17 protein-coding genes are annotated in these 18,307 nt (G+C 70.8%); 11 read left to right on the forward strand and 6 right to left on the reverse strand.

The genetic code is table 11. From position 1 onward, the window contains the following. Nucleotides 1–51: 51 nt before the first annotated feature. Both hemN and DS837_RS07755 read right to left on the reverse strand, forming a co-directional pair. Complete coding sequence (gene hemN, locus DS837_RS07750) at nt 52–1,455, reverse strand: oxygen-independent coproporphyrinogen III oxidase (RefSeq protein WP_211102140.1); 1,404 nt, start codon at nt 1,453–1,455, stop codon at nt 52–54. A gap of 81 nt (nt 1,456–1,536) precedes the next feature. Continuing rightward, entirely contained in the window at nt 1,537–1,962 is a 426-nt protein-coding gene (locus DS837_RS07755) for a DUF4112 domain-containing protein (protein WP_149164210.1), read from the reverse strand. Nucleotides 1,963–2,494: 532 nt separating this feature from the next. On the opposite strand from DS837_RS07755, the gene DS837_RS07760 reads away from it, so the two are divergent. The 3 genes from DS837_RS07760 (at nt 2,495) to DS837_RS07770 (ending at nt 4,890) form a co-directional block, all read left to right on the forward strand. Beyond that, nucleotides 2,495–2,731 (forward strand): hypothetical protein, encoded by a 237-nt coding sequence (locus DS837_RS07760; protein ID WP_149164211.1) that lies wholly within the window; start codon nt 2,495–2,497, stop codon nt 2,729–2,731. A gap of 138 nt (nt 2,732–2,869) precedes the next feature. Beyond that, nucleotides 2,870–3,943, forward strand: a complete 1,074-nt coding sequence (locus DS837_RS07765; protein WP_149164212.1) for a Tim44 domain-containing protein — start codon at nt 2,870–2,872, stop codon at nt 3,941–3,943. Between the two features lie 137 nt (nt 3,944–4,080). After that, nucleotides 4,081–4,890, forward strand: a complete 810-nt coding sequence (locus DS837_RS07770) for an ImuA family protein (protein ID WP_149164213.1) — start codon at nt 4,081–4,083, stop codon at nt 4,888–4,890. Nucleotides 4,891–4,949: 59 nt separating this feature from the next. On the opposite strand, the gene DS837_RS31995 is transcribed toward DS837_RS07770, so the two are convergent. Then, nucleotides 4,950–5,120, reverse strand: coding sequence for a hypothetical protein (locus tag DS837_RS31995; protein ID WP_170295779.1), 171 nt, complete (start codon nt 5,118–5,120; stop codon nt 4,950–4,952). A gap of 247 nt (nt 5,121–5,367) precedes the next feature. Here DS837_RS31995 and DS837_RS07775 point away from each other — a divergent pair, with 247 nt between their 5' ends. Next, on the forward strand, nt 5,368–6,069 hold the full coding sequence (locus tag DS837_RS07775) for a tRNA-uridine aminocarboxypropyltransferase (protein ID WP_149164214.1): 702 nt from the start codon (nt 5,368–5,370) through the stop codon (nt 6,067–6,069). A 296-nt stretch (nt 6,070–6,365) separates the two neighbouring features. Then, the gene (locus DS837_RS07780) at nt 6,366–6,944 is read left to right on the forward strand and encodes a tyrosine phosphatase family protein (RefSeq protein ID WP_149164215.1); all 579 of its coding nucleotides are present in this window, start codon (nt 6,366–6,368) and stop codon (nt 6,942–6,944) included. A 21-nt stretch (nt 6,945–6,965) separates the two neighbouring features. Here the strand turns inward: DS837_RS07780 and DS837_RS07785 are convergent, their stop codons facing one another. Then, a complete protein-coding gene (locus DS837_RS07785) occupies nt 6,966–10,166 on the reverse strand; it encodes an error-prone DNA polymerase (RefSeq protein ID WP_149164216.1) in 3,201 nt (1,066 codons plus the stop codon). 10 nt (nt 10,167–10,176) lie between these two features. After that, entirely contained in the window at nt 10,177–11,784 is a 1,608-nt protein-coding gene (locus DS837_RS07790) for a Y-family DNA polymerase (RefSeq protein ID WP_149164217.1), read from the reverse strand. Between the two features lie 145 nt (nt 11,785–11,929). Here DS837_RS07790 and DS837_RS07795 point away from each other — a divergent pair, with 145 nt between their 5' ends. From DS837_RS07795 to DS837_RS07805, 3 genes are all read left to right on the forward strand, one after another. Next, nucleotides 11,930–12,478: a hypothetical protein gene (locus DS837_RS07795; RefSeq protein ID WP_247889821.1), complete on the forward strand. Its 549-nt coding sequence runs from the start codon at nt 11,930–11,932 to the stop codon at nt 12,476–12,478. Nucleotides 12,479–12,583: 105 nt separating this feature from the next. After that, nucleotides 12,584–13,147 (forward strand): HupE/UreJ family protein, encoded by a 564-nt coding sequence (locus DS837_RS07800; protein ID WP_149164218.1) that lies wholly within the window; start codon nt 12,584–12,586, stop codon nt 13,145–13,147. Between the two features lie 118 nt (nt 13,148–13,265). Next, the gene (locus tag DS837_RS07805; protein WP_149164219.1) at nt 13,266–14,357 is read left to right on the forward strand and encodes a TAXI family TRAP transporter solute-binding subunit; all 1,092 of its coding nucleotides are present in this window, start codon (nt 13,266–13,268) and stop codon (nt 14,355–14,357) included. Nucleotides 14,358–14,376: 19 nt separating this feature from the next. Here the strand turns inward: DS837_RS07805 and DS837_RS07810 are convergent, their stop codons facing one another. After that, nucleotides 14,377–15,039 carry a glutathione S-transferase family protein gene (locus tag DS837_RS07810; protein WP_149164220.1) on the reverse strand — a complete coding sequence of 221 codons (663 nt, stop codon included), beginning with the start codon at nt 15,037–15,039 and terminating at the stop codon, nt 14,377–14,379. A 149-nt stretch (nt 15,040–15,188) separates the two neighbouring features. Here DS837_RS07810 and DS837_RS07815 point away from each other — a divergent pair, with 149 nt between their 5' ends. The 3 genes from DS837_RS07815 (at nt 15,189) to DS837_RS32605 (ending at nt 18,231) form a co-directional block, all read left to right on the forward strand. Further along, nucleotides 15,189–16,577, forward strand: a complete 1,389-nt coding sequence (locus DS837_RS07815; protein WP_149164221.1) for a leucyl aminopeptidase family protein — start codon at nt 15,189–15,191, stop codon at nt 16,575–16,577. Nucleotides 16,578–16,720: 143 nt separating this feature from the next. Further along, complete coding sequence (gene fliG, locus DS837_RS07820) at nt 16,721–17,743, forward strand: flagellar motor switch protein FliG (protein ID WP_035670918.1); 1,023 nt, start codon at nt 16,721–16,723, stop codon at nt 17,741–17,743. 251 nt (nt 17,744–17,994) lie between these two features. Further along, complete coding sequence (locus tag DS837_RS32605) at nt 17,995–18,231, forward strand: DUF2442 domain-containing protein (protein ID WP_247889822.1); 237 nt, start codon at nt 17,995–17,997, stop codon at nt 18,229–18,231. Nucleotides 18,232–18,307: the final 76 nt, after the last annotated feature.

The raw sequence follows: 18,307 nt of genomic DNA on the forward strand, positions 1-18,307 counted from the left end.
GCTTTTTTGCCTGCCGATCACGGCCCTTTGCCGATCACGGGGGTGTCACGCTCACACCGCGCGGCTGTGCTTCCCGGCGCCGGTGGACAGGTAGGTGTCGAAGCGCGCGGCGACGATGCGCATCAGCGGGCGGGCGGGTTCCGGCACATGGACGCGGCGGCCCTCCACCACGGCGACCCCGTCGGCCACCAGATCGGCCATGGCCTCCAGGTCGGCGTCGAAGGTCCCGGCGGCCAGCCCATGGGCCTCGGCCACCGCGCCGACGTCCACCGACAGGTCGCACATCAGCCGCACGATCAGGTCGCGGCGCAGCCGGTCGTCGGCGGTCAGCGTCAGCCCCTTGCCGGTCGGGAACCGCCCGGCCTCGACGGCCTGGGCGTACTGGTCGAAGGGAACGGCGTTCTGCACATAGCCCTGCGGCAGCGCCCCGATGGAGGAGGCGCCGAAGCCCAGAAGCACCTCCGCGTCGTCGGTCGTGTAGCCCTGGAAGTTGCGGCTGAGCCGCCCCTCGGCCTGCTGGATGGCTAGATCGTCGTCGGGCCGGGCGAAATGGTCGAGGCCGATGGGCTGGAAGCCGGCGTCGGTCAGCACCGCGGCGATGGACGCGAACTGCTCCCACCGGCCGAGCGTGCCGGCGAGCGCCGACTCGTCGATCTTCTTCTGGTGCGTCTTCATCCACGGCACATGGGCGTAGCCGAAGACCGACAGCCGGTCCGGCGCCATGGTCAGGGCGATCTCCGCAGACCGCGCAACGCTCTCCACCGACTGGTTGGGCAGGCCGTACATCAGGTCGAGGTTGATGTGGCGGATGCCGTTGGCGCGCAGCCATTCCAGCGTCTGCTCGGTCTGCTCCCGCGGCTGGATGCGGTTGATGGCCGCCTGCACCGAAGCGTCGAAATCCTGCACGCCGAGCGAGGCGCGGTTGACCCCGGCGCGGCCCAGCGCCTCGGCCATCTCGCGGGTCAGGGTGCGCGGGTCGATCTCCACCGCGATCTCCGCGTCCGGCGTCACGTCGTAGCGCTCGCGCAGCAGGGCGATCAGCGATTCGAAGTCGTCCGGCGCCATCATGGTCGGGGTGCCGCCGCCGAAATGGATGTGCCGCACCCGCAGCCGTCCGGAAATACGGTTGGCGACCATGCCGATCTCGCGCCGGAGATGGCCGAGATACTCGGCGATGGGGGCGTAGCGGGCGACGATTTTGGTGTGGCAGCCGCAGTACCAGCACATCTTCGCGCAGAAGGGCACGTGGAGGTACAGCGACCCCGTGTGGACCGCCGTGTCCAGCTCCGCCAGCCAGTCCGCGTAGCGCTCCGCCCCCACGGCGGCGGTGAAGTGCGGCGCCGTCGGGTAGCTGGTGTAGCGGGGCACCCGCAGCCCGTCGTACTTGGCGAGCAGGGCGGCGTTCAGCGGGGCGGTCGGGGCGGTGGCGCAGGCCACGGGGGAGATCGCGTTCATGGCGGGGAGGATCGTGCAGACCGCCTTCCACCGCTTTGACACAAGTCAAGCGTTCGAACGTCCGCCCGTCTGGCCGGCCCGTCAGTTGGGTGCGGCCAGCCGGTTCTCCAGATGCTCCAGCAGCAGGTTCAGATTGCGGCGGTTGGCCTTGAAGCCGATGTCGAAGAGGGCGCCGACCACTGGGACCGAGCCGCCGGCCCAATCCACCGCCATGTTGGCGACCATGCGGGCAATCAGGCTTTTCGGAAGGTCGAAGCGGGCGGCCTCCATGACGATGTAGGCGGCCACCACGGTGGTCGCCGTGCTGCCGGCGACCGGGACCAGCGCGGCGATGCCGTCCAGCCCGACGGGGATGCGCGTGCCGGGAATGCGCCAGCGCGTGTCCATCAGCCGGGTCAGCCGGCGCAGCCGCTCCAGCCTGTTCAAGTCGATATGGATGACCGGCGGCGCCGTGGCGACGCCCGAGAGGGTGGAGGCGGGCGCGGGACGCGTGCGGATGTCGCTCATGGGGCTTCACCGGTGCAGGAAAGCCGCCGTGGGGAGCCGCCGGAGGAGGGAGCCGTGGGCGGAGCCGGTCGGGCGTGTCGGGTGAGCAACCCGCGGCTGTGCCCCGCGGTTCCCGGCCTATCTCCATCGGGTGCCCGGCACCACGGACGCGTTCACAGTCCGGGCGGGGCCGCCGTCATAGGGATGAGCGGGCGGATAATCGGGCAGATGATCAGGCGGACGCAGGGTCATTGTCCGAAAGGAGGGGAAACTTGCCGGAGCGGATGCGGCGATTGGACGCGCGATGTGGACTCGCTGGAGGCTAAATGTTTGACGCTTCTGGGAATTGTCCGGTGTGGCCGAGCTTTTTTGGCATCGGTCGGACAGCCATATGCCGAAGGCCTCTCTGGTCCGAGCCGCCCCAAAGGACAACAATGGTGCGCGCACGTTGGGACTAAAGACCGAAAAGAACCGAACGGGCACCCGCTCCACAGGGTGATGGGCAGGGCACCGGACATCGGAAAAAACAGGTCGGGAAAAAGGGAGGATCACCATGACCATGCTTTATTGCGCCTGCTGCGGACAGCCGTTCCGCCGCAGTTCGTTGCGCGGGCCGGCGCCGCTCTATTGCTCACGCGATTGCCGCCGCCAGATCGAGGTCCGTCGCCGCGTCTGGGCATCGCGGCAAACGTCGGAACGGACGGCCGCCACGTCGCGGGCGCCAGTGGTTCCGGCCGGTGCGGGTGCCTTCCAACAGGGGGGGATGGTGTGGGAGCGCGCCTCCGCCTGATCGGGCGCCGCACGCAGTCTGCGCATTTTTTGGCCGGTTTGGTTGTGGCCCCTCTAAAACGGCAGGGCTGCCATACCATATAGGAGGACGCTACATGATGAGCGTCCCCCTGAACCGAGGGCTTTTCCGAACACGGCCATGATCCAGAAAACGCGATCCCCCCGCTCCGTTACCCGCACTCCGGCCCGCGCCTTCGGCGCCGTCGCTCTGGCGCTGGCCGTGGCGCTGACCGCCGGCACCGCCGACGCCCGCGCCGGCAAGAGCAGTTCCGCGGGCAGCCGCGGCTCGCGCACTTACGAGGCGCCGGCCCAGACCAACACCGCGCCGCGCGCCGCACCGATGGAGCGCTCGGCCGCCCCGGCCCAGACTCCGGGCGCGCAGCAGCCAGGCATGCAGCAGCCGGGCATGGCCAACCCGGCGGCGGCGCAGCGCGGCGGCTTCTTCTCGCGCGGCGGCTTCATGCCGGCCCTGATGGGCGGCCTGATCGGCGCCGGCATCGCCGGCATGCTGTTCGGCGGCGGCTTCCTCGACGGGCTGGGCAGCTTCGCCGGCATCCTGGGCTTCATCCTCCAGATCCTGCTGGTCGTCTTCCTGGTTCGGCTGGCCATGCGCTTCTTCCGCAACCGCTCGGCGGGCGCGGCGCGGCCGGCGGGCATGGGCGCTCCCAACACCGCCTATGCCGGCCCGAATCCGGGCGTCATGAACCGCGAGGCGGTGGACGCGCGCTCGAACCCGCTGGGTGGTGGCGCTCGCGGTGGTGCGGCGGGTCCGGCCTCTTCCGGCCGTCCGGGCGTGCGCCGTGACGACGTGGGCATCGGCCCGGCCGACTATCAGGCGTTCGAGCAGACGCTGGTTGCGGTCCAGACCGCCTACGGCAACGAGGACCTGACGGCCCTGCGCAGCGCCGTGACGCCGGAGATGGCCTCCTACTTCGCCGAGGAACTGGCGGCCAACAACAGCCGCGGCGTAATCAACCGCCTGTCCGACGTCCGTCTGCTCCAGGGCGACCTGGCCGAGGCGTGGCGCGAGGGCAACGCGGAATACGCCACCGTGGCGATGCGCTTCTCGCTGACCGACGTGACGGTGGACCGCGCCAGCAACCGCGTGGTCGAGGGCGACCCTAACCGTCCGGTCGAAGCCACGGAAATCTGGACCTTCACCCGTCCGCGCGGCGGGCGCTGGGTCCTGTCGGCGATCCAACAGGCCGGCTGACCACTCTCCACTCCTCAACCGGTCTCGCGAGGGGGGCGTCCGAAAGGGCGCCCCCTTTCGCATTTCCGGACTCCCCTGGGCGGATGGGACATGATAGAACATATCAGGAACATATACCTGCCCAGCGGAAGCGAGTCATGCCCGAACTTCCTGTGCCCGAGTCTTGCGTCGGAGCGCCTGCGCCGGACCGGGCGACCGTTCTGGCCGATCTGCGCGCCCGCATCCGGGGCCTGGAAGGGCTAGGCGGGGAGGGGGCGCGGGTGCTGCCCTTCGGCCTGCCGGACCTCGACGGGGTCTTTCCGGCGGGCGGTCTGCCGCTCGGCTGCCTGCACGAGGTGGCAGGGGAGGAGCCGGGGGCCGGCACGGCCTTCGCCGCGCATTTGCTGGCCCGCCTCGCCAGCGCGGCGGCGCCCGCGCTGTGGGTCGTGCGCGGGCGCGACCTGCACGCCGCCGGGCTGGCCGCCTATGGGCTGACGCCGGACCGGCTGATCGCCGTGCGCGCGACCCGCGATGCCGACGCCCTGTGGGCGATGGAGGAGGCGCTGCGCTGCAAGCGGCTGTCCGCCGTGCTGGGGGAAGTCGGGGGGCTGGACCTGACGGCGAGCCGCCGGCTGCAACTGGCCGCCGAGTCGTCGGGTGTGACGGGATTCCTGCTGCAGAGCACCGCCCGCCGCTGCGTGGCGAGCGCGGCGGTCACCCGCTGGCGGATCGCGCCGGCGCCCAGTTGGACGGCGGAACCGGGCGTGGGCGATCCGCGCTGGCGCGCCGAACTGGAGCGCTGCCGGGGCGGTCGCCTTGGAGTGTGGCTTCTGGAATGGCGTGACGGCGCCCTGGTCCCGGCGAAGGGGCCGGAACGGGCCATTCCCGCGCCTGCACCCACATCCACCCCGGTTCGGCGTCCGGCACCGGCGTCCGGAAACGGACCGTCCTGGGCCGAGGTGGCGTGATGCGGACGGAAGGACGGGCGGTGATGTCGCTTACCCGACAGCCGCCCGTCGGCTTCCGGTCAGTAGTTGGTGGTCCAGTCGGGCAGGGGGTGCCCGGTTTCGCTATCTGGATCGGTGTGAAGCGGAAAGGGCGCGTCGTCCGCGTAGAGCGGCAGTTGCCGGGCGAATTCCGCCGATTCCTCGGCCCGGCGTTGCTCCAGCAAGCGGGCGGCCAAATGAGCGGGCAGCATGGCAAGCCTCCTTTTGAGCGTCGGGAGAGCCTGGGGAGCGGTCCTGTCGGCCGCCCTCGGCTCAACCCGTCCTGTGTGTCTGGACGCTATCATGCAAGGTCCAGGCCTCTAAGTGATGCAGATCACGCGTTATGCAAACTTTAATGCGCCCGGTTTCTTTTTCAGGCCCCGTTTCTTTTTTGAGGCGGGAAGCCCATAGTCCCCGCCTCCCGCTTTTTCCGCCGATGTTCCTTCTCCGAGACCGACCATGCACGCCGAACCCTGCCCCACCTGCCTAAAACCTATGCATTTGTGCGTCTGCGAGGCGGTGGAGCCGATCGACAACGCCGTCTTCCTGCTCATCCTCCAGCACCCGCAGGAAAAGCGCGAGACGCTGGGCACCGCGCAGATCACTCACCTCCAGTTCCGGAACTCCGCGCTGAAGGTGGGGCTGAGCTGGTCGAACCTGAAGCGCATCCTGGGGCGCGAGGTCGATTACAAGCGCTGGGGCGTGCTCTATCTCGGCCCGGTCAAGCAGGGCGCCGCCCCCCTGCCGGAGGTGTCCATCGTGGACAAGGGCGGCGTCCCGCAGAGGGACAGCGAGCTGGTTCTGGCCGACCTGGAGGGCGTCATCGTCCTGGACGGCACCTGGAGCCAGGCCAAGACGCTGTGGTGGCGCAACCCGTGGCTCCTGAAGTGCCGCCGCATCGTGCTGAACCCGCAGTTCCGCTCCCTCTACGGGCAGGCCCGCAAGGAGCCGCGGCGCGACAGCGTGTCGACCCTGGAGGCCGCCGCCTTCCTGCTGTCGCGGCTGGAGGCCGAGCCGGGGATCCTCGACCGCGCGCTGAAGCCCTTCGCGCTGCTGCTGAAGAAGCTGCGTGCCCCGCGCCCGCGGCCCGTGGCGCCGCCCGGCGCGGAACCGGCGGAACCGATTGCGGATCAGGCCCCGGATCAGGATGGGGCGGAATAATCCGCGTTTCTTCCGGGATCGCCCTTTCCGGGTAAGCCCCCCTCGACCAGGGCGGCCGCGGCAACCAATGCGCTGTTGCGCTGTTGGGGATTGCATCGGCCGCTCGGGCCTCAACCAAGGGAGCGATCCATGAAGGGCGTTTTGCTGTGGCTTGTCGGGATTCCCATTCCGATCATTCTTCTGCTGTATCTGTTCAACGTCCTCTGATCGGGCCCCCGATCGGCTTGACGGCACGGACCGGCGGCGCCACATGCGAACCGCGCCGCCCTCCGCGCGCACGGCAAGAGACGAGGACCATGGCCCGCGATTTCGTTCCCTTCGGACTGACCGTCTGCGGCATCGAGGAGCTGAACGGCTTCTGCGAGGCCGGCGTGACCCACGTCCTGTCGATCCTCGACCCCGGCCACCCGGAGCCGACCGCCTTCGGCTCCTACGGCGAGCACACGCGGCTGGAGCTGCGCTTCCACGACATCATCGACCCCTACATGGGCCAGGCCCTGCCGCAGCGCGCGGACGTCGAGCGCATCCTGGCCTTCGGGCGCGACCTGATGACCGAGCCGACCGGGGTGGGGGGGCTGCTGGTCCATTGCCACGCCGGCATTTCGCGCTCGACCGCCGCCCTGACCATGATCCTGGCCCAGGCCAGCCCCGACCGGCCCGCCGCCGAGGCGATGGCCGCCGTGGTCAACATCCGCCACAAGGCGTGGCCCAACCTGCGCATGATCGAGTTCGCCGATGAGATCCTGGAGCGCCGGGGTGAACTGGTCGATGCCGTCCGCGCCCGTCACCGGAGCTACGGCCGGGAGCGTCCCGATCTGGTCCAGTTCATGATCGACAACGGCCGGGTGCGCGAGGTCGCGGACCTGATCGACTGATCTTTCGCCTCCTGCCGCATCTCAGCGGAAATTCCGGCCTTCCGGGAAGACCGCGGCGGCGGAGCGGTTGGGATGCGCGTCGGGGTCGGTCAGGTCGCGCAGCCGGTGCGTCAGGTCGGTCAGCCGCTCGACTCGCAGGTGGATGACCTCGCCGCCTTCCAGGTTGGGTTTGCCGTTGCGCTCCACCCGGCCGGTGGCGGCGATCAGGCGGGCGCCGATGATCGTCTTGCGGAACTGCTCGAACACGTCCGGCATGATGACGAGGTTGGCGATGCCGGTCTCGTCCTCCAGCGTGATGAAGACCACGCCCTCGGCGCTGCCCGGCCGCTGCCGGACCAGCGCCAGTCCCGCCACGCTCAGCCGCGTGCCGGCCCTCACCGTGCCCAGCCGTTCGGCCGGGACCACCCCGGCGAAGCCGTCGCGCAGCAGCGCCATGGGATGCGCCTTCAGCGACAGGCACAGGCTGCCGTAGTCCATCACCACATGCTCGCCCAGCGCCATGGCCGGCAGGAGCGCCTGCGGTTCGTCCTGGGCGGAGTCGGCGAGGCCGGCGAACAGCGGCAGCGGCTGGGCCCCCAACGCCTTCACCGCCCACAGCGCGGCCCGCCGGTCCAGCCCGACGGAGCGGAAGGCGTCGGCCTTGGCCAGCCGCTCCAGCCCGGGGACCGGCATCCGCGCGCGGCGCCACAGGTCGTAGGGGTCGCGGTAGCCCGCCCCGCGGCACAGCACGAGCCGCCGCGCGTCCTCCTCGTCCATCCCCCGGACCAGCCGCAGGCCGAGGCGCAGGGCATGGCGGATGTTCCCAATGCTCCCTCTCCCCCCCGGGGAGAGGGTATGCGTTCCCATTTTGGAAAGCGGTTCCAGCGTGCAATCCCACTCCGACCGGTTGATGTCCGGAGGCAGCACGGTCACCCCGTGCTCGCGGGCGTCGCGGACGATCTGGGCGGGGGCGTAGAAGCCCATGGGCTGGCTGTTCAGCAGCGCCGCGGCGAAGACGTCCGGATGGTGGCACTTCATCCAGGCCGACACATAGGCCAGCAGGGCGAAGCTCGCCGCGTGGCTTTCGGGGAAGCCGTACTCGCCGAACCCCTCGATCTGCTGGAAGCAGCGCTCGGCGAAGGCGCGGTCGTAGCCTTTTCCGACCATGCCCTCGATGAAGCGGTCGCGGAAGGTGTGGACCAGCCCGGTCTTGCGGAAGGTCGCCATGGCGCGGCGCAGCCGGTCGGCGTCCTCCGGGCTGAAGCCGGCGCCGACGATGGCGATCTTCATCGCCTGCTCCTGGAACAGCGGCACGCCCAACGTCTTCCTCAGCACCTTCTCCAGCTCGGGGGAGGGGTAGTTGACCGGTTCCTCACCGGTGCGGCGGCGCAGGTAGGGGTGGACCATGTCGCCCTGGATCGGGCCGGGGCGCACGATGGCGACCTCGATCACCAGATCGTAGAAGGTCTTGGGCCGCAGGCGGGGCAGCATGGACATCTGCGCCCGGCTTTCCACCTGGAAGACGCCCAGGCTGTCGGCCCGGCACAGCATGTCGTAGGTTGCCGGGTCCTCCTGCGGCACCGTCGCCAGCGTCAGGGGAAGCATGTAGTGCCGCTTCAGCAGGTCGAAGCCGCGGCGCAGGCAGGTCAGCATCCCCAGGGCCAGCACGTCCACCTTCAGGATGCCCAGCGCGTCGATGTCGTCCTTGTCCCATTCGATGGTCGTTCGCCCCTCCATGGCGGCGTTGGCGACGGGGCACAGGTCGCTCAAGGGGCCGCGGGTGATGACGAAGCCGCCGACATGCTGCGACAGATGGCGGGGGAAACCGATCAGTTCCTGCGCCAGCTCCAACGTCCGGCGGAGCCGCGGGTCGTCGGGGTCGAAGCCGTATTGCCGGGCGCGCTCCTCGTCCACGCCGTGGCGGCTCCAGCCCCAGACGGAGCCGGACAGCCGCGCCACCAGATCGGCGGAGAGGCCCATGGCCTTGCCGACCTCGCGGATGGCGCCGCGGGCGCGGTAGCGGATGACGGTGGCGGTCAGCCCGGCCCGCTCGCGCCCGTATTTCCGATAGATGTACTGGATGACCTCCTCGCGCCGCTCATGCTCGAAATCCACGTCGATGTCCGGCGGCTCGTTGCGGGCGGCGGAGATGAAGCGCTCGAACAGCAGGTCGATGGCGGTGGGATCGACCGCGGTGATGCCCAGGCAGTAGCAGACCACCGAATTGGCCGCCGAACCGCGCCCCTGGCACAGGATCTCCTGCGAGCGGGCGTAGCGCACGATGTCGTGCACCGTCAGGAAATAGGGCGCGTAGCCCAACTGCCCGATCAGCGCCAGTTCATGGTGCAGGGCCTTCGTCACCGTTTCCGGCACGCCGTCCGGGTAGCGCTGGACCGCTCCGGCCCAGGTCAGGTCGATCAGGGTCTCCTGCGGGCTGCGCCCGTCCTCCGCCACCTCGTCCGGGTATTCGTAGCGCAGCTCCTCCAGCGAGAATCGGCAGGCGGCGGCGATCTCCACCGTGCGGGCGACGGCCTCGGGGTGGCGGTGGAACAGGCGGGCCATCTCCACCCCGGCCTTCAGGTGCCGCTCGGCGTTGGCGGACAGGCGCCAGCCCGCCTCGTCGATGGTCGTGCCGCTGCGGATGCAGGTCATCACGTCGGCCAGCGGGCGGCGGGCGGGCGTGTGGTAGAGCACGTCGTTGGTCGCCACCAGCGGCACCCGCTCCGCCTCGGCCAGCCCGGCCAGCCAGGACAGCCGCCGCTGGTCGTCGCCGCGGTAGCGGTGGCTGGCGGCGAGGTGCAGGCGGTTCCCCAGATCGGTGCGCCAGCCGCGCAGCGCGTGGACGACGGCGGGGTCGCGCTGGTCCGGCGGCACCAGCAGGAACAGCATCCCCTCCGCATGCTCCAGCACGTCGGCGCGGGCGATGAAGCAGGCGCCCTTGGGCGCCCGCCGCTTGCCCAGCGTCAGCAGCCGCGACAGCCGCGCGTAGGCCGCCCGGTCGGTGGGGTAGGCGAGCAGGCTGTCCGCGTCGGTCAGGTCGAGCCGGCAGCCGACGATCAACCGCAGCCCGTGCTTGCGGGCGGCGGCGTGCGCCTGCACCACCCCGGCCAGCGAGTTGCGGTCGGTCACCGCGACGGCGGCGTGGCCGAGGCCGGCGGCGGTCAGCGCCAGCTCGTCCGGGTGGGACGCGCCCTCCAGGAAGGTGAAGCTGGTGGAGACCTGGAGTTCGGCGTAGGGGGTCATGGCGGCCCCGTCACCCGAAGAAGCCGTGCAGGAACCACGGCGCCGCCACGCCGGGCCGGTACAGCCCCTGCCGATAGACCCAGAAGCGGCGGCCGGCCTCGTCCTCGACGCGGTAATAGTCGCGGGGCTCGCCGTCGCGCCGCCACCATTCGGCCGCGATCCGCTCCGGCCCGTCGGCGAGTCGGATGCGGTGCTGGGCGCCGCGCCAGAGGAACATCACCGGCGGGTCGTCGGGAACCAGGGCCATGGCCTCGATGGGCTCCGGCGGGGTGAGCAGCCGCACCGGGCGCGGGCGATCGGCGGGCCACAGCGCACCGCCGGGGGCATCCGCGAAGGCTGCGGCGGGGGCCACGCTGCGCTCCGGCAGCCAGCTTTGCCGCGGGACCAGCCGCAGCACCGCCCGCTCCCCCAGTCGGTTGCCCAGCCGGTCCATCAGCTCGCCCAGCTCCGGCTGTCCGTCCATCCCGCCATCCAGCGCGGCCTGCGCGGCGGCGAGCGGACCGGCCTCGGTGGCCGACAGCACCATCAGCTCCAGGCCGGGGCCGGGCTCCACCCGGTCGAGCTTCTGGGCGAACAGCCGCATCAGCGCGTCCGGGCAGCGCACCGGGTGGCCGGTGCCGATGGCCAGCGTCTGGGGCGCGTCCTCCAGCCGGCGGTCCACCCGGTGCAGTTCCAGCCGCAGGCGGCGGGCGCCCTCGCCGGTGTTCTCCAGCCCGGCGCAGAGGGTCATCAGCAGGCGGCGCAGCGCCTCGGCGATGGCCTCGGCGGTGGTGAGCGGCTCGGGCAGGGCGAGGCGGGCGCTGTGCGGCGGCACCGGCAGGCGGGGCGACAGCGGCTCGTCCAGCCGTCCATAGGCTTGGTCGAGCCGTCGCAGCAGCTCCAGCCCGAAGCGGGCGGCCAGCGTGGCGCGGGGGATGGCGTGCAGGTCCCCGATCCGCCGCAGCCCCACCGCGGCCAGACCGTCCACCGTGGCGGCGGGCAGACGCAGCGCGGCGACGGGGAGGGGGGGGAGGAGGGCAGATTTTTTGCCCCCTCCCCCCCGCTTCGCGGGACCCTCCCTCCCCCGCTGCGCGGGAGAGGGCCGGATCCCCTCTCCCGCGCAGCGGGGGAGGGTCAGGGAGGGGGGCGCGAACCGCGCCAGCGCCCAGGCCGCCGCGGGCGTGTCCGCCACCGCCAGCCGCGACTCGAAGCCCGCCACGTTCAGCCGGGCGGTCAGGTCGGCGGCCATGGCCTCCTCGCCGCCGAACAGATGGGCGCAGCCGGTGATGTCCAGCGCCACCCCGTCGGGGCCGTCCGGGGTGGTCCAGGGGGTGTAGCGCGTGCACCAGCCGGCGATCCGTTCCAGCAGACGGGCGTCCGACTCGGGATCGGCGTCGAAGACGGCCAGGGCGGGTTCAATGGCGCGGGCGTCGGCCAGACTCATGCCGGGCCACACCCCGGCCTCCGCCGCGGCGCGGTTGACGGCGGCCACGCCCAGCCGCCCGCGCTCGGCCAGGATGGCGGCCAGGGGATGGTCGCGCCGCTCCGGATGGCGGCGGCTGTGGGCGTCGGTGGGCAGCCGCGGCAGCCACAGGGACAGGATGCGCCGTGCCGTCCGTTCTGCCTCCCGTTCCACCATACCGTCCTCCCTCCGCACATTGTTTCAACTCGAACAAAACAAGAACATTCTAGCGGCAAAAGCTGGCGGGCGGGAGTCCCCTTACGGCCTCACCAGGAAGAGGGAGATGGGCAGGGGGCCTTGTCCCGGCTCCGCGGGGCACGACATGGTTGGTATGACCTCGATCCGCGCCACCGCCACGCTTCTGCCCGTCACCGTCGCGCTCGCCGCCCTTGCGCTGGGGGCCTGCGCGACGGAGGTGCGCGACGAGATGCCGGGGCGGGCCCAGGCGGCACCGCCGGCGTCCGTGCAGAGCGGCGGGCTGAAGACGCTGCGCCAGATCCAGGCGGAGGAGAACGCCCGCCCGATCCCCGCGCCGCAACCTCCACCCGCCCCGCCGCAGAAGCTCTCCGACGCCTCGCAGATGCCCAACCAGCCGCCCAACCAGCCGCCCAACCAGCCGCCGCCGGTGCGCCGCCGCGGCAGTTCGTCTCCCCCGCCGCCGCCCATCGACCAGCCGGCCACGCCCGCCCTGCCGGCGCCGGGCTCCACCCAGGGGCTGACCGACCGCGCCAAGCGCGACCTGATGAGTCCGGAGGTCGACCGGTTGCGCACCGACGACGCCATGGGCCGCCTCGACCCGCTGCAGCAGCGCGACCTGCTCCGCAAGCAGCAGGATCTCCGCCAGTACGGCCCCGGCCCCCTGGGTTACTGATGTCCAGCTTCTAAAAGCCCTCGGCTCTGGTCACTTGACCCCACCCCGCGCAGCGGCCATACCGGCCGGGTGCTGCGCAGAGACGTTGGGGAAAAGGGGTAGGGGATGGTGGCGATCCGGTCGGTTCTTCTGGCGCTCACACTGATCGGCGCCGGGGCCGCGCCCGCGCTGGCGCGGATGACGGTGACCGGGCCGTTCGGCACCGGCCTGACCGAGCCCGTGTGGGTGTTGCAGCATCTGCTGGGCTTCCTCGCCATCGGGCTGTGGAGCGGGCAGAACGGCGGCGCCGCCGTCTGGCAGCTTCCGGTGGCGGCGCTGACCGCGGTGCTGTCCGCCGGATTGGCTGCGCAGATCGGCATCCGCCTCCCCTACGCCGCGGAAGGGCTGTCGGCGTCGCTGATCCTGATGGGCGGGCTGGTCGCCTTCGGGTTGAAGGCGCCGTTGGCCCTGGGGGTGCTGACGGTCGCCGCGGCGGGGGCCTTCCACGGCTATGTGCATATGGGCGGTCCGCTGTTCTGGGCCGGGTTGTCGTCCGGCGTGCTGCTGGTCATCGGCGCCGGGCTGGGCCTGTCGGTGGCGGTGGGGCAGGCGGCGTCGGGCCGGGTCGTGCAAATGTGTGGCGGCGCGGTAGCACTCGCCGGGGTTCTTGATCTGGCGGGCGTCTTTTAAGCCCCCGACGCCTTGAAAAAGCCGGGCTGCGGGTATTCTTGTAAGAGCGTGTCCAACACACGCCGCCGATGGCCCACGCCGCCGGGACGGCTGGCCAGCAGGAAAGGTGGACCCGCCGGTGCCGCGCGCAGGAGCCAACCCCCGCCTTTCCTCCCAAGGTCTTCCCAGCCGCCGCCATCTCCTGGCCGGTGTCGCGGGGGCCGCTCTGCTCGGCCTGCTGCCGCGGGGTGCTGCGGCGCAGGACATCCGCTATTTCCGGATCGGCACGGGCACCACGTCGGGCACCTATTTCCCGATCGGCGGGCTGATCGCCAACGCCATCTCCAACCCGCCCGGCTCCCGCCCCTGCGACCGCGGGGGAAGCTGCGGCGTGCCGGGGCTGATCGCGGTGGCCCAGGCCACGCTCGGCTCGGTGGAGAACATCGAGCTGCTGCGCTCCGGCGCGATCGAAGCCGGGATGTCCCAGGCCGACATCGCCTATTGGGCCTACACCGGGTCGGGCATCTTCCACGGCAAGGCGCCCTTCGAGGGGCTGCGCTCCATCGGCATGCTCTACGCGGAGGCGATCCAACTCGTCGTGCGCGCCGACAGCGACCTGCACGGCGTGGCCGACCTCAAGGGCAGGGCCGTCTCGCTGGGCGAGGAGGGGTCCGGCGTTCTGGTGGAGGCGCGGGCCATCCTCGACGCCTTCGGCGTGAAGGAGGCGGAGCTGCGGCCCCCGGCCTACCTGAAGCCTGGCACCGCGGCGGACCGGCTGGCCAAGAAGGAGCTGGACGCCTTCTTCATGGTCGGCGGCTTCCCAGTGGCGGCGGTCACCGACGTGGCGAACCGCGAACCAATCCGCCTGATCCCGCTCGACGGCGCGATCGCCGATGGGCTGCGCATCCGCCAGCGCTTCTACATGGACCAGACCATCCCCGCCGACACCTACCCCGGTGTGCCGGAGATTCACACGCTGGGGGTGGGGGCGGAGCTGCTGGTCCGCGCCGACCGCGACCCCACCCTGATCCACGGCGTCACCAAGGCGCTGTGGCACGAGAACACCCGCCGCCTGCTGATCGAGGGCCACCCCAAGGGGCGCAGCTTCGACGCCAGCAAGGCGGTCGCCAACGTCTCCGTCCCGCTGCATCCGGGCGCCGAGCGCTACTACCGCGAGGTCGGGCTGATCGGCAACGCCGCCAACGAACCGACCGGCGGGGCGACGCCCTGACAGCCTGCCCTGACGTCTCCTATTGCGGGTCCCGCTCGTCGGCGTAGATGTCCCACGGCTCGGCCTTGGCGGCCTCCACCCACTCCGCCATGGCCGGCAGCTCCATCACCGCCCGCGCGTAGTCGCCGCACAGCCCGTCCATCGCCACCCCGTAGGTGAGGAGGCGCGTCACCACCGGCGCGTACATGGCGTCGGCGATCGAGAAGTCGCCGAACAGGAAGGGGCCGCCCGCCCCGAAGCGGGACCGCGCGTCGCGCCACAGGGCGAAGACACGGGCGATGTCGGCCTCGCTCTCGGCGTTGCGGCCCACGCCGGGGCGGAAGGCCTTGAGGTCCATGGACATGTGGGTGCGCAGGGCGGCGAAGCCGGAATGCATCTCCGCCGAGACTGACCGCGCCACCGCGCGGGCGTGGGCGTCCGTCGGCCAGAGGGCGGCCTCTGGGAAGGTTTCCGCCAGATACTCGCAGATCGCCAGCGAATCCCAGATCACCCGGTCGCCGTGCCGCAGGCAGGGCACCCGGCCGGAGGGCGAATGCTCCGCGATGCGGGCCGCGGTGTCGGGCTGGCGCAGCGGGATCACGATCTCCCGGAAGGGCCGGCCGGTCCGCTTCAGCGCCAGCCAGGGCCGCAGGGACCAGGAGGAGAAGGCCTTGTTGCCGATGACCAGCGTCAGGTCGTCCATGGGTGCGCCTCGGTCGTGAAGGGAGGGGGGCGGAGCATGCCTGTCCCGCGACCTTGCGGCAAGCCGGCGCGCAATCCCCCTTTTCAGGGACGCCCCGGCGCGCCATGCTTTCCATCATTGCTTCCGTTTCCTGACGAAGGACGCCCGCCTTGCTCGCCACCCTGCTCGCCACGGCCGGCCCCGGCACCGTGACCATCACCCCGCTGAACAAGGCCGGTCTCGCCACCTGGCTGGAAGGCCAGCCGCCCGCCACCGCGGCCTGGGTGAAGGCCGTGAACTTCACGGGGGAGGCCGGTTCGACGGCGTTCCTGCCAGGGGAGGGCGGGGCGGTCGCCCGCGTGCTGGCCGGCGTGTCGGCGCTGGACGACCTGTGGGGCCTCGCCGGGCTGCCCGCCGGTCTGCCGCCGGGGAACTACCGGCTGGACGAGGCGGTGGACGCCGCGCTGGATCGTCGCGCCGCCACCCGTCTGGCGCTGGGCTGGGCGCTCGGCAGCTACCGCTTCGGGCGCTACAAGGCGTCGGACAAGGTCTTCGCCAATCTTGTCTGGCCGAAGCACGCCGACCAGGGCGAGGTGCAGCGCACCGCCACCGCGACCTATTTGCTGCGCGACCTCGTCAACACGCCGGCCAACGACCTCGGCCCGGCGGAGCTGGCCGAGGTGGCGCACGCCGTGGCGGAGGAGTTCGAGGCCGGGCTGGAGGTGATCGTCGGTGACGACCTGCTCGACCGCGACTATCCGGCCATCCACGCGGTGGGCCGGGCCAGCCCGCGGGCGCCGCGGCTGATCGACCTGCGCTGGGGCAACCCGGCGCACCCGAAGGTGACCATCGTCGGCAAGGGCGTCTGCTTCGACAGCGGCGGCCTGGACATCAAGCCGTCGTCGGGCATGCTGCTGATGAAGAAGGACATGGGCGGCGCCGCGCACGCGCTGGCGCTGGGCCGCATGGTGATGATGGCGGGGCTGCCGGTGCGGCTGCGCGTGCTGGTCCCGGCGGTGGAGAACGTCATCTCCGGCAACGCCTTCAAGCCGATGGACGTGCTGAAGACGCGCAAGGGCCTGAGCGTGGAGGTCGGCAACACCGACGCCGAAGGGCGGCTGATCCTGTGCGACGCGCTGGCCGAGGCGGATTCGGAGAAGCCCGCCCTGCTGATCGACTTCGCCACCCTGACCGGGGCCGCCCGCGTCGCCCTGGGGCCGGACCTGCCGGCGCTGTTCGCCAACGACGACGGCCTCGCCGACGACCTGCTGGCCGCCGGGGAGGAGCAGAGCGACCCGCTGTGGCGCCTGCCGCTGTGGGCGCCCTACCGCAAGGGGCTGGACAGCAAGGTGGCCGACCTCAACAACGTGACCAGCAACGGCATGGCCGGAGCGATCACCGCGGGGCTGTTCCTCCAGGAATTCGTGTCGAAGGACACGCCCTGGGCGCATCTCGACACCTTCGCCTGGAACAGCGGCGCCCGCCCCGGCCGCCCGGAAGGCGGCGAGGCGCTGGGCCTGCGCGCGGCCTATGCGGTCATCGCCAAGCGGTTCGGGTAATCCAGCGGTCCAGCATCGGGCGTATGGTTAAAATTGTCACCCCCGCGGGCGTCGCGGGGGTGGCGTGGCGATTCGGAAAGGACTAAAACCTTTGGGTAGGACCGGTGGACTCGGGTGCCGGCCGGGTTTTTGGAGGCGGATACATGGCGCTGAAGGTTCGTGAGGATTATCGCACCCTCACCGGTCCGGAGAAGGCGGCCATTCTGATGCTGGCGCTGGGCGACGAGCATTCGTCCAAGCTGTTCGCGATGATGGACGACGAGGAGATCAAGGAGCTGTCGCAGGTGATGGCGAACCTGGGCACCGTCTCCGCCAACCTGATCGAGCGCCTGTTCGTCGAATTCGCGGAGCAGATGTCGGCCACCGGCTCGCTGGTCGGCTCCTTCGACTCCACCGAGCGCCTGCTGCTGAAGACGCTGCCCAAGGACAAGGTCGACTCCATCATGGAGGAGATCCGCGGTCCCGCCGGCCGCACCATGTGGGACAAGCTGGCCAACGTCAACGAGTCGGTCCTGTCCAACTATCTGAAGAACGAATACCCGCAGACCGTGGCGGTCGTGCTGTCGAAGATCCGCCCGGAACACGCCGGCCGCGTGCTGACCCAGCTGCCGGAAAGCTTCGCGATGGAGGTCATCATGCGCATGCTGCGCATGGAGGCCGTGCAGAAGGAGGTTCTGGACGACGTGGAGCGCACGCTGCGCACCGAGTTCATGACCAACCTCGCCCGCACCAGCCGCCGCGACAGCCACGAGATGCTGGCGGAAATCTTCAACGGCCTGGACCGCACGACCGAGCACCGCTTCATGGCCGCCCTGGAGGAACGCAACCGCGACAGCGCCGAGCGCATCAAGTCGCTGATGTTCACCTTCGAGGACCTGTCGAAGCTCGACCCCTCCGGCGTCCAGGCCCTGCTGCGCAGCGTCGACAAGCAGAAGCTCGCCACCGCCCTGAAGGGCGCGTCGGAGACGCTGAAGGACCTGTTCTTCTCCAATATGTCCGAGCGCGCGGCGAAGATCCTGCGCGAGGACATGGCCGCCATGGGCCCCGTCCGTGTCCGCGAGGTGGACGAATCCCAGATGTACATGGTCCAGCTTGCCAAGGACTTGGCGGCCCGCGGCGAGATCGTCATCTCCGAAGGCAGCGGCGAGAACGAGTTGATTTACTGAGCGGCTTCCGACGAGGTGCCCCCACCCTCCCCATGCTCGCGCATGGGTCCCCTCCCTCCCCTGCGCAGCTCTCGCGCAAACCAAAGGTTTGCGCTGACGCGGCAGGCGGACCTTCGGTCCGCCGAGAGCGGGGGAGGGTCAGGGAGGGGGCAAGCCGATGCAGGCGCTTTCATTGCGGGAGCACCGGGCGCGGTTCCTGGAGGAATGGCACGGCTTTTTCGGCATCCAAGGTTGATCTGCGCATCAAGGCCGTGTCGCTCGACGACGAGCGGTTGACGGTCGATCTTATGGATGGACGGTCCATCGCCGTGCCGTTCGCCTGGTATCCGCGCTTGTTCGACGCCACACCGGAGCAGCGCCGGAATTGGGAGATCGCCGGCGGCGGCTACGGCATCCACTGGCCCGATGTGGATGAGGATCTCAGCACCGAAGGGCTTCTGCGCGGGGCGCCGGCCCCTCGACACATTCCCCCTCCCGCGACACCCTGACCGATCGATCCGGCTGCGAAACGCTTGCCTGTCCGGGCCGGGTTGGGGGACACTCCTTCGCCGCGCGTCCCGAATG

Origin of the sequence: Azospirillum brasilense (genome assembly GCF_008365405.1) — a bacterium.
Classification (GTDB): Bacteria; Pseudomonadota; Alphaproteobacteria; order Azospirillales; family Azospirillaceae; genus Azospirillum; species Azospirillum brasilense_D.

Coding starts and splice junctions, on each gene's coding strand:
- hemN (WP_211102140.1), bottom strand. CDS start 1,455: ATGAACGCGATCTCCCCCGTGGCCTGCGCCACCGCCCCGACCGCCCCG.
- DS837_RS07755 (WP_149164210.1), bottom strand. CDS start 1,962: ATGAGCGACATCCGCACGCGTCCCGCGCCCGCCTCCACCCTCTCGGGC.
- DS837_RS07760 (WP_149164211.1), top strand. CDS start 2,495: ATGACCATGCTTTATTGCGCCTGCTGCGGACAGCCGTTCCGCCGCAGT.
- DS837_RS07765 (WP_149164212.1), top strand. CDS start 2,870: ATGATCCAGAAAACGCGATCCCCCCGCTCCGTTACCCGCACTCCGGCC.
- DS837_RS07770 (WP_149164213.1), top strand. CDS start 4,081: ATGCCCGAACTTCCTGTGCCCGAGTCTTGCGTCGGAGCGCCTGCGCCG.
- DS837_RS31995 (WP_170295779.1), bottom strand. CDS start 5,120: ATGCTGCCCGCTCATTTGGCCGCCCGCTTGCTGGAGCAACGCCGGGCC.
- DS837_RS07775 (WP_149164214.1), top strand. CDS start 5,368: ATGCACGCCGAACCCTGCCCCACCTGCCTAAAACCTATGCATTTGTGC.
- DS837_RS07780 (WP_149164215.1), top strand. CDS start 6,366: ATGGCCCGCGATTTCGTTCCCTTCGGACTGACCGTCTGCGGCATCGAG.
- DS837_RS07785 (WP_149164216.1), bottom strand. CDS start 10,166: ATGACCCCCTACGCCGAACTCCAGGTCTCCACCAGCTTCACCTTCCTG.
- DS837_RS07790 (WP_149164217.1), bottom strand. CDS start 11,784: ATGGTGGAACGGGAGGCAGAACGGACGGCACGGCGCATCCTGTCCCTG.
- DS837_RS07795 (WP_247889821.1), top strand. CDS start 11,930: ATGGTTGGTATGACCTCGATCCGCGCCACCGCCACGCTTCTGCCCGTC.
- DS837_RS07800 (WP_149164218.1), top strand. CDS start 12,584: ATGGTGGCGATCCGGTCGGTTCTTCTGGCGCTCACACTGATCGGCGCC.
- DS837_RS07810 (WP_149164220.1), bottom strand. CDS start 15,039: ATGGACGACCTGACGCTGGTCATCGGCAACAAGGCCTTCTCCTCCTGG.
- fliG (WP_035670918.1), top strand. CDS start 16,721: ATGGCGCTGAAGGTTCGTGAGGATTATCGCACCCTCACCGGTCCGGAG.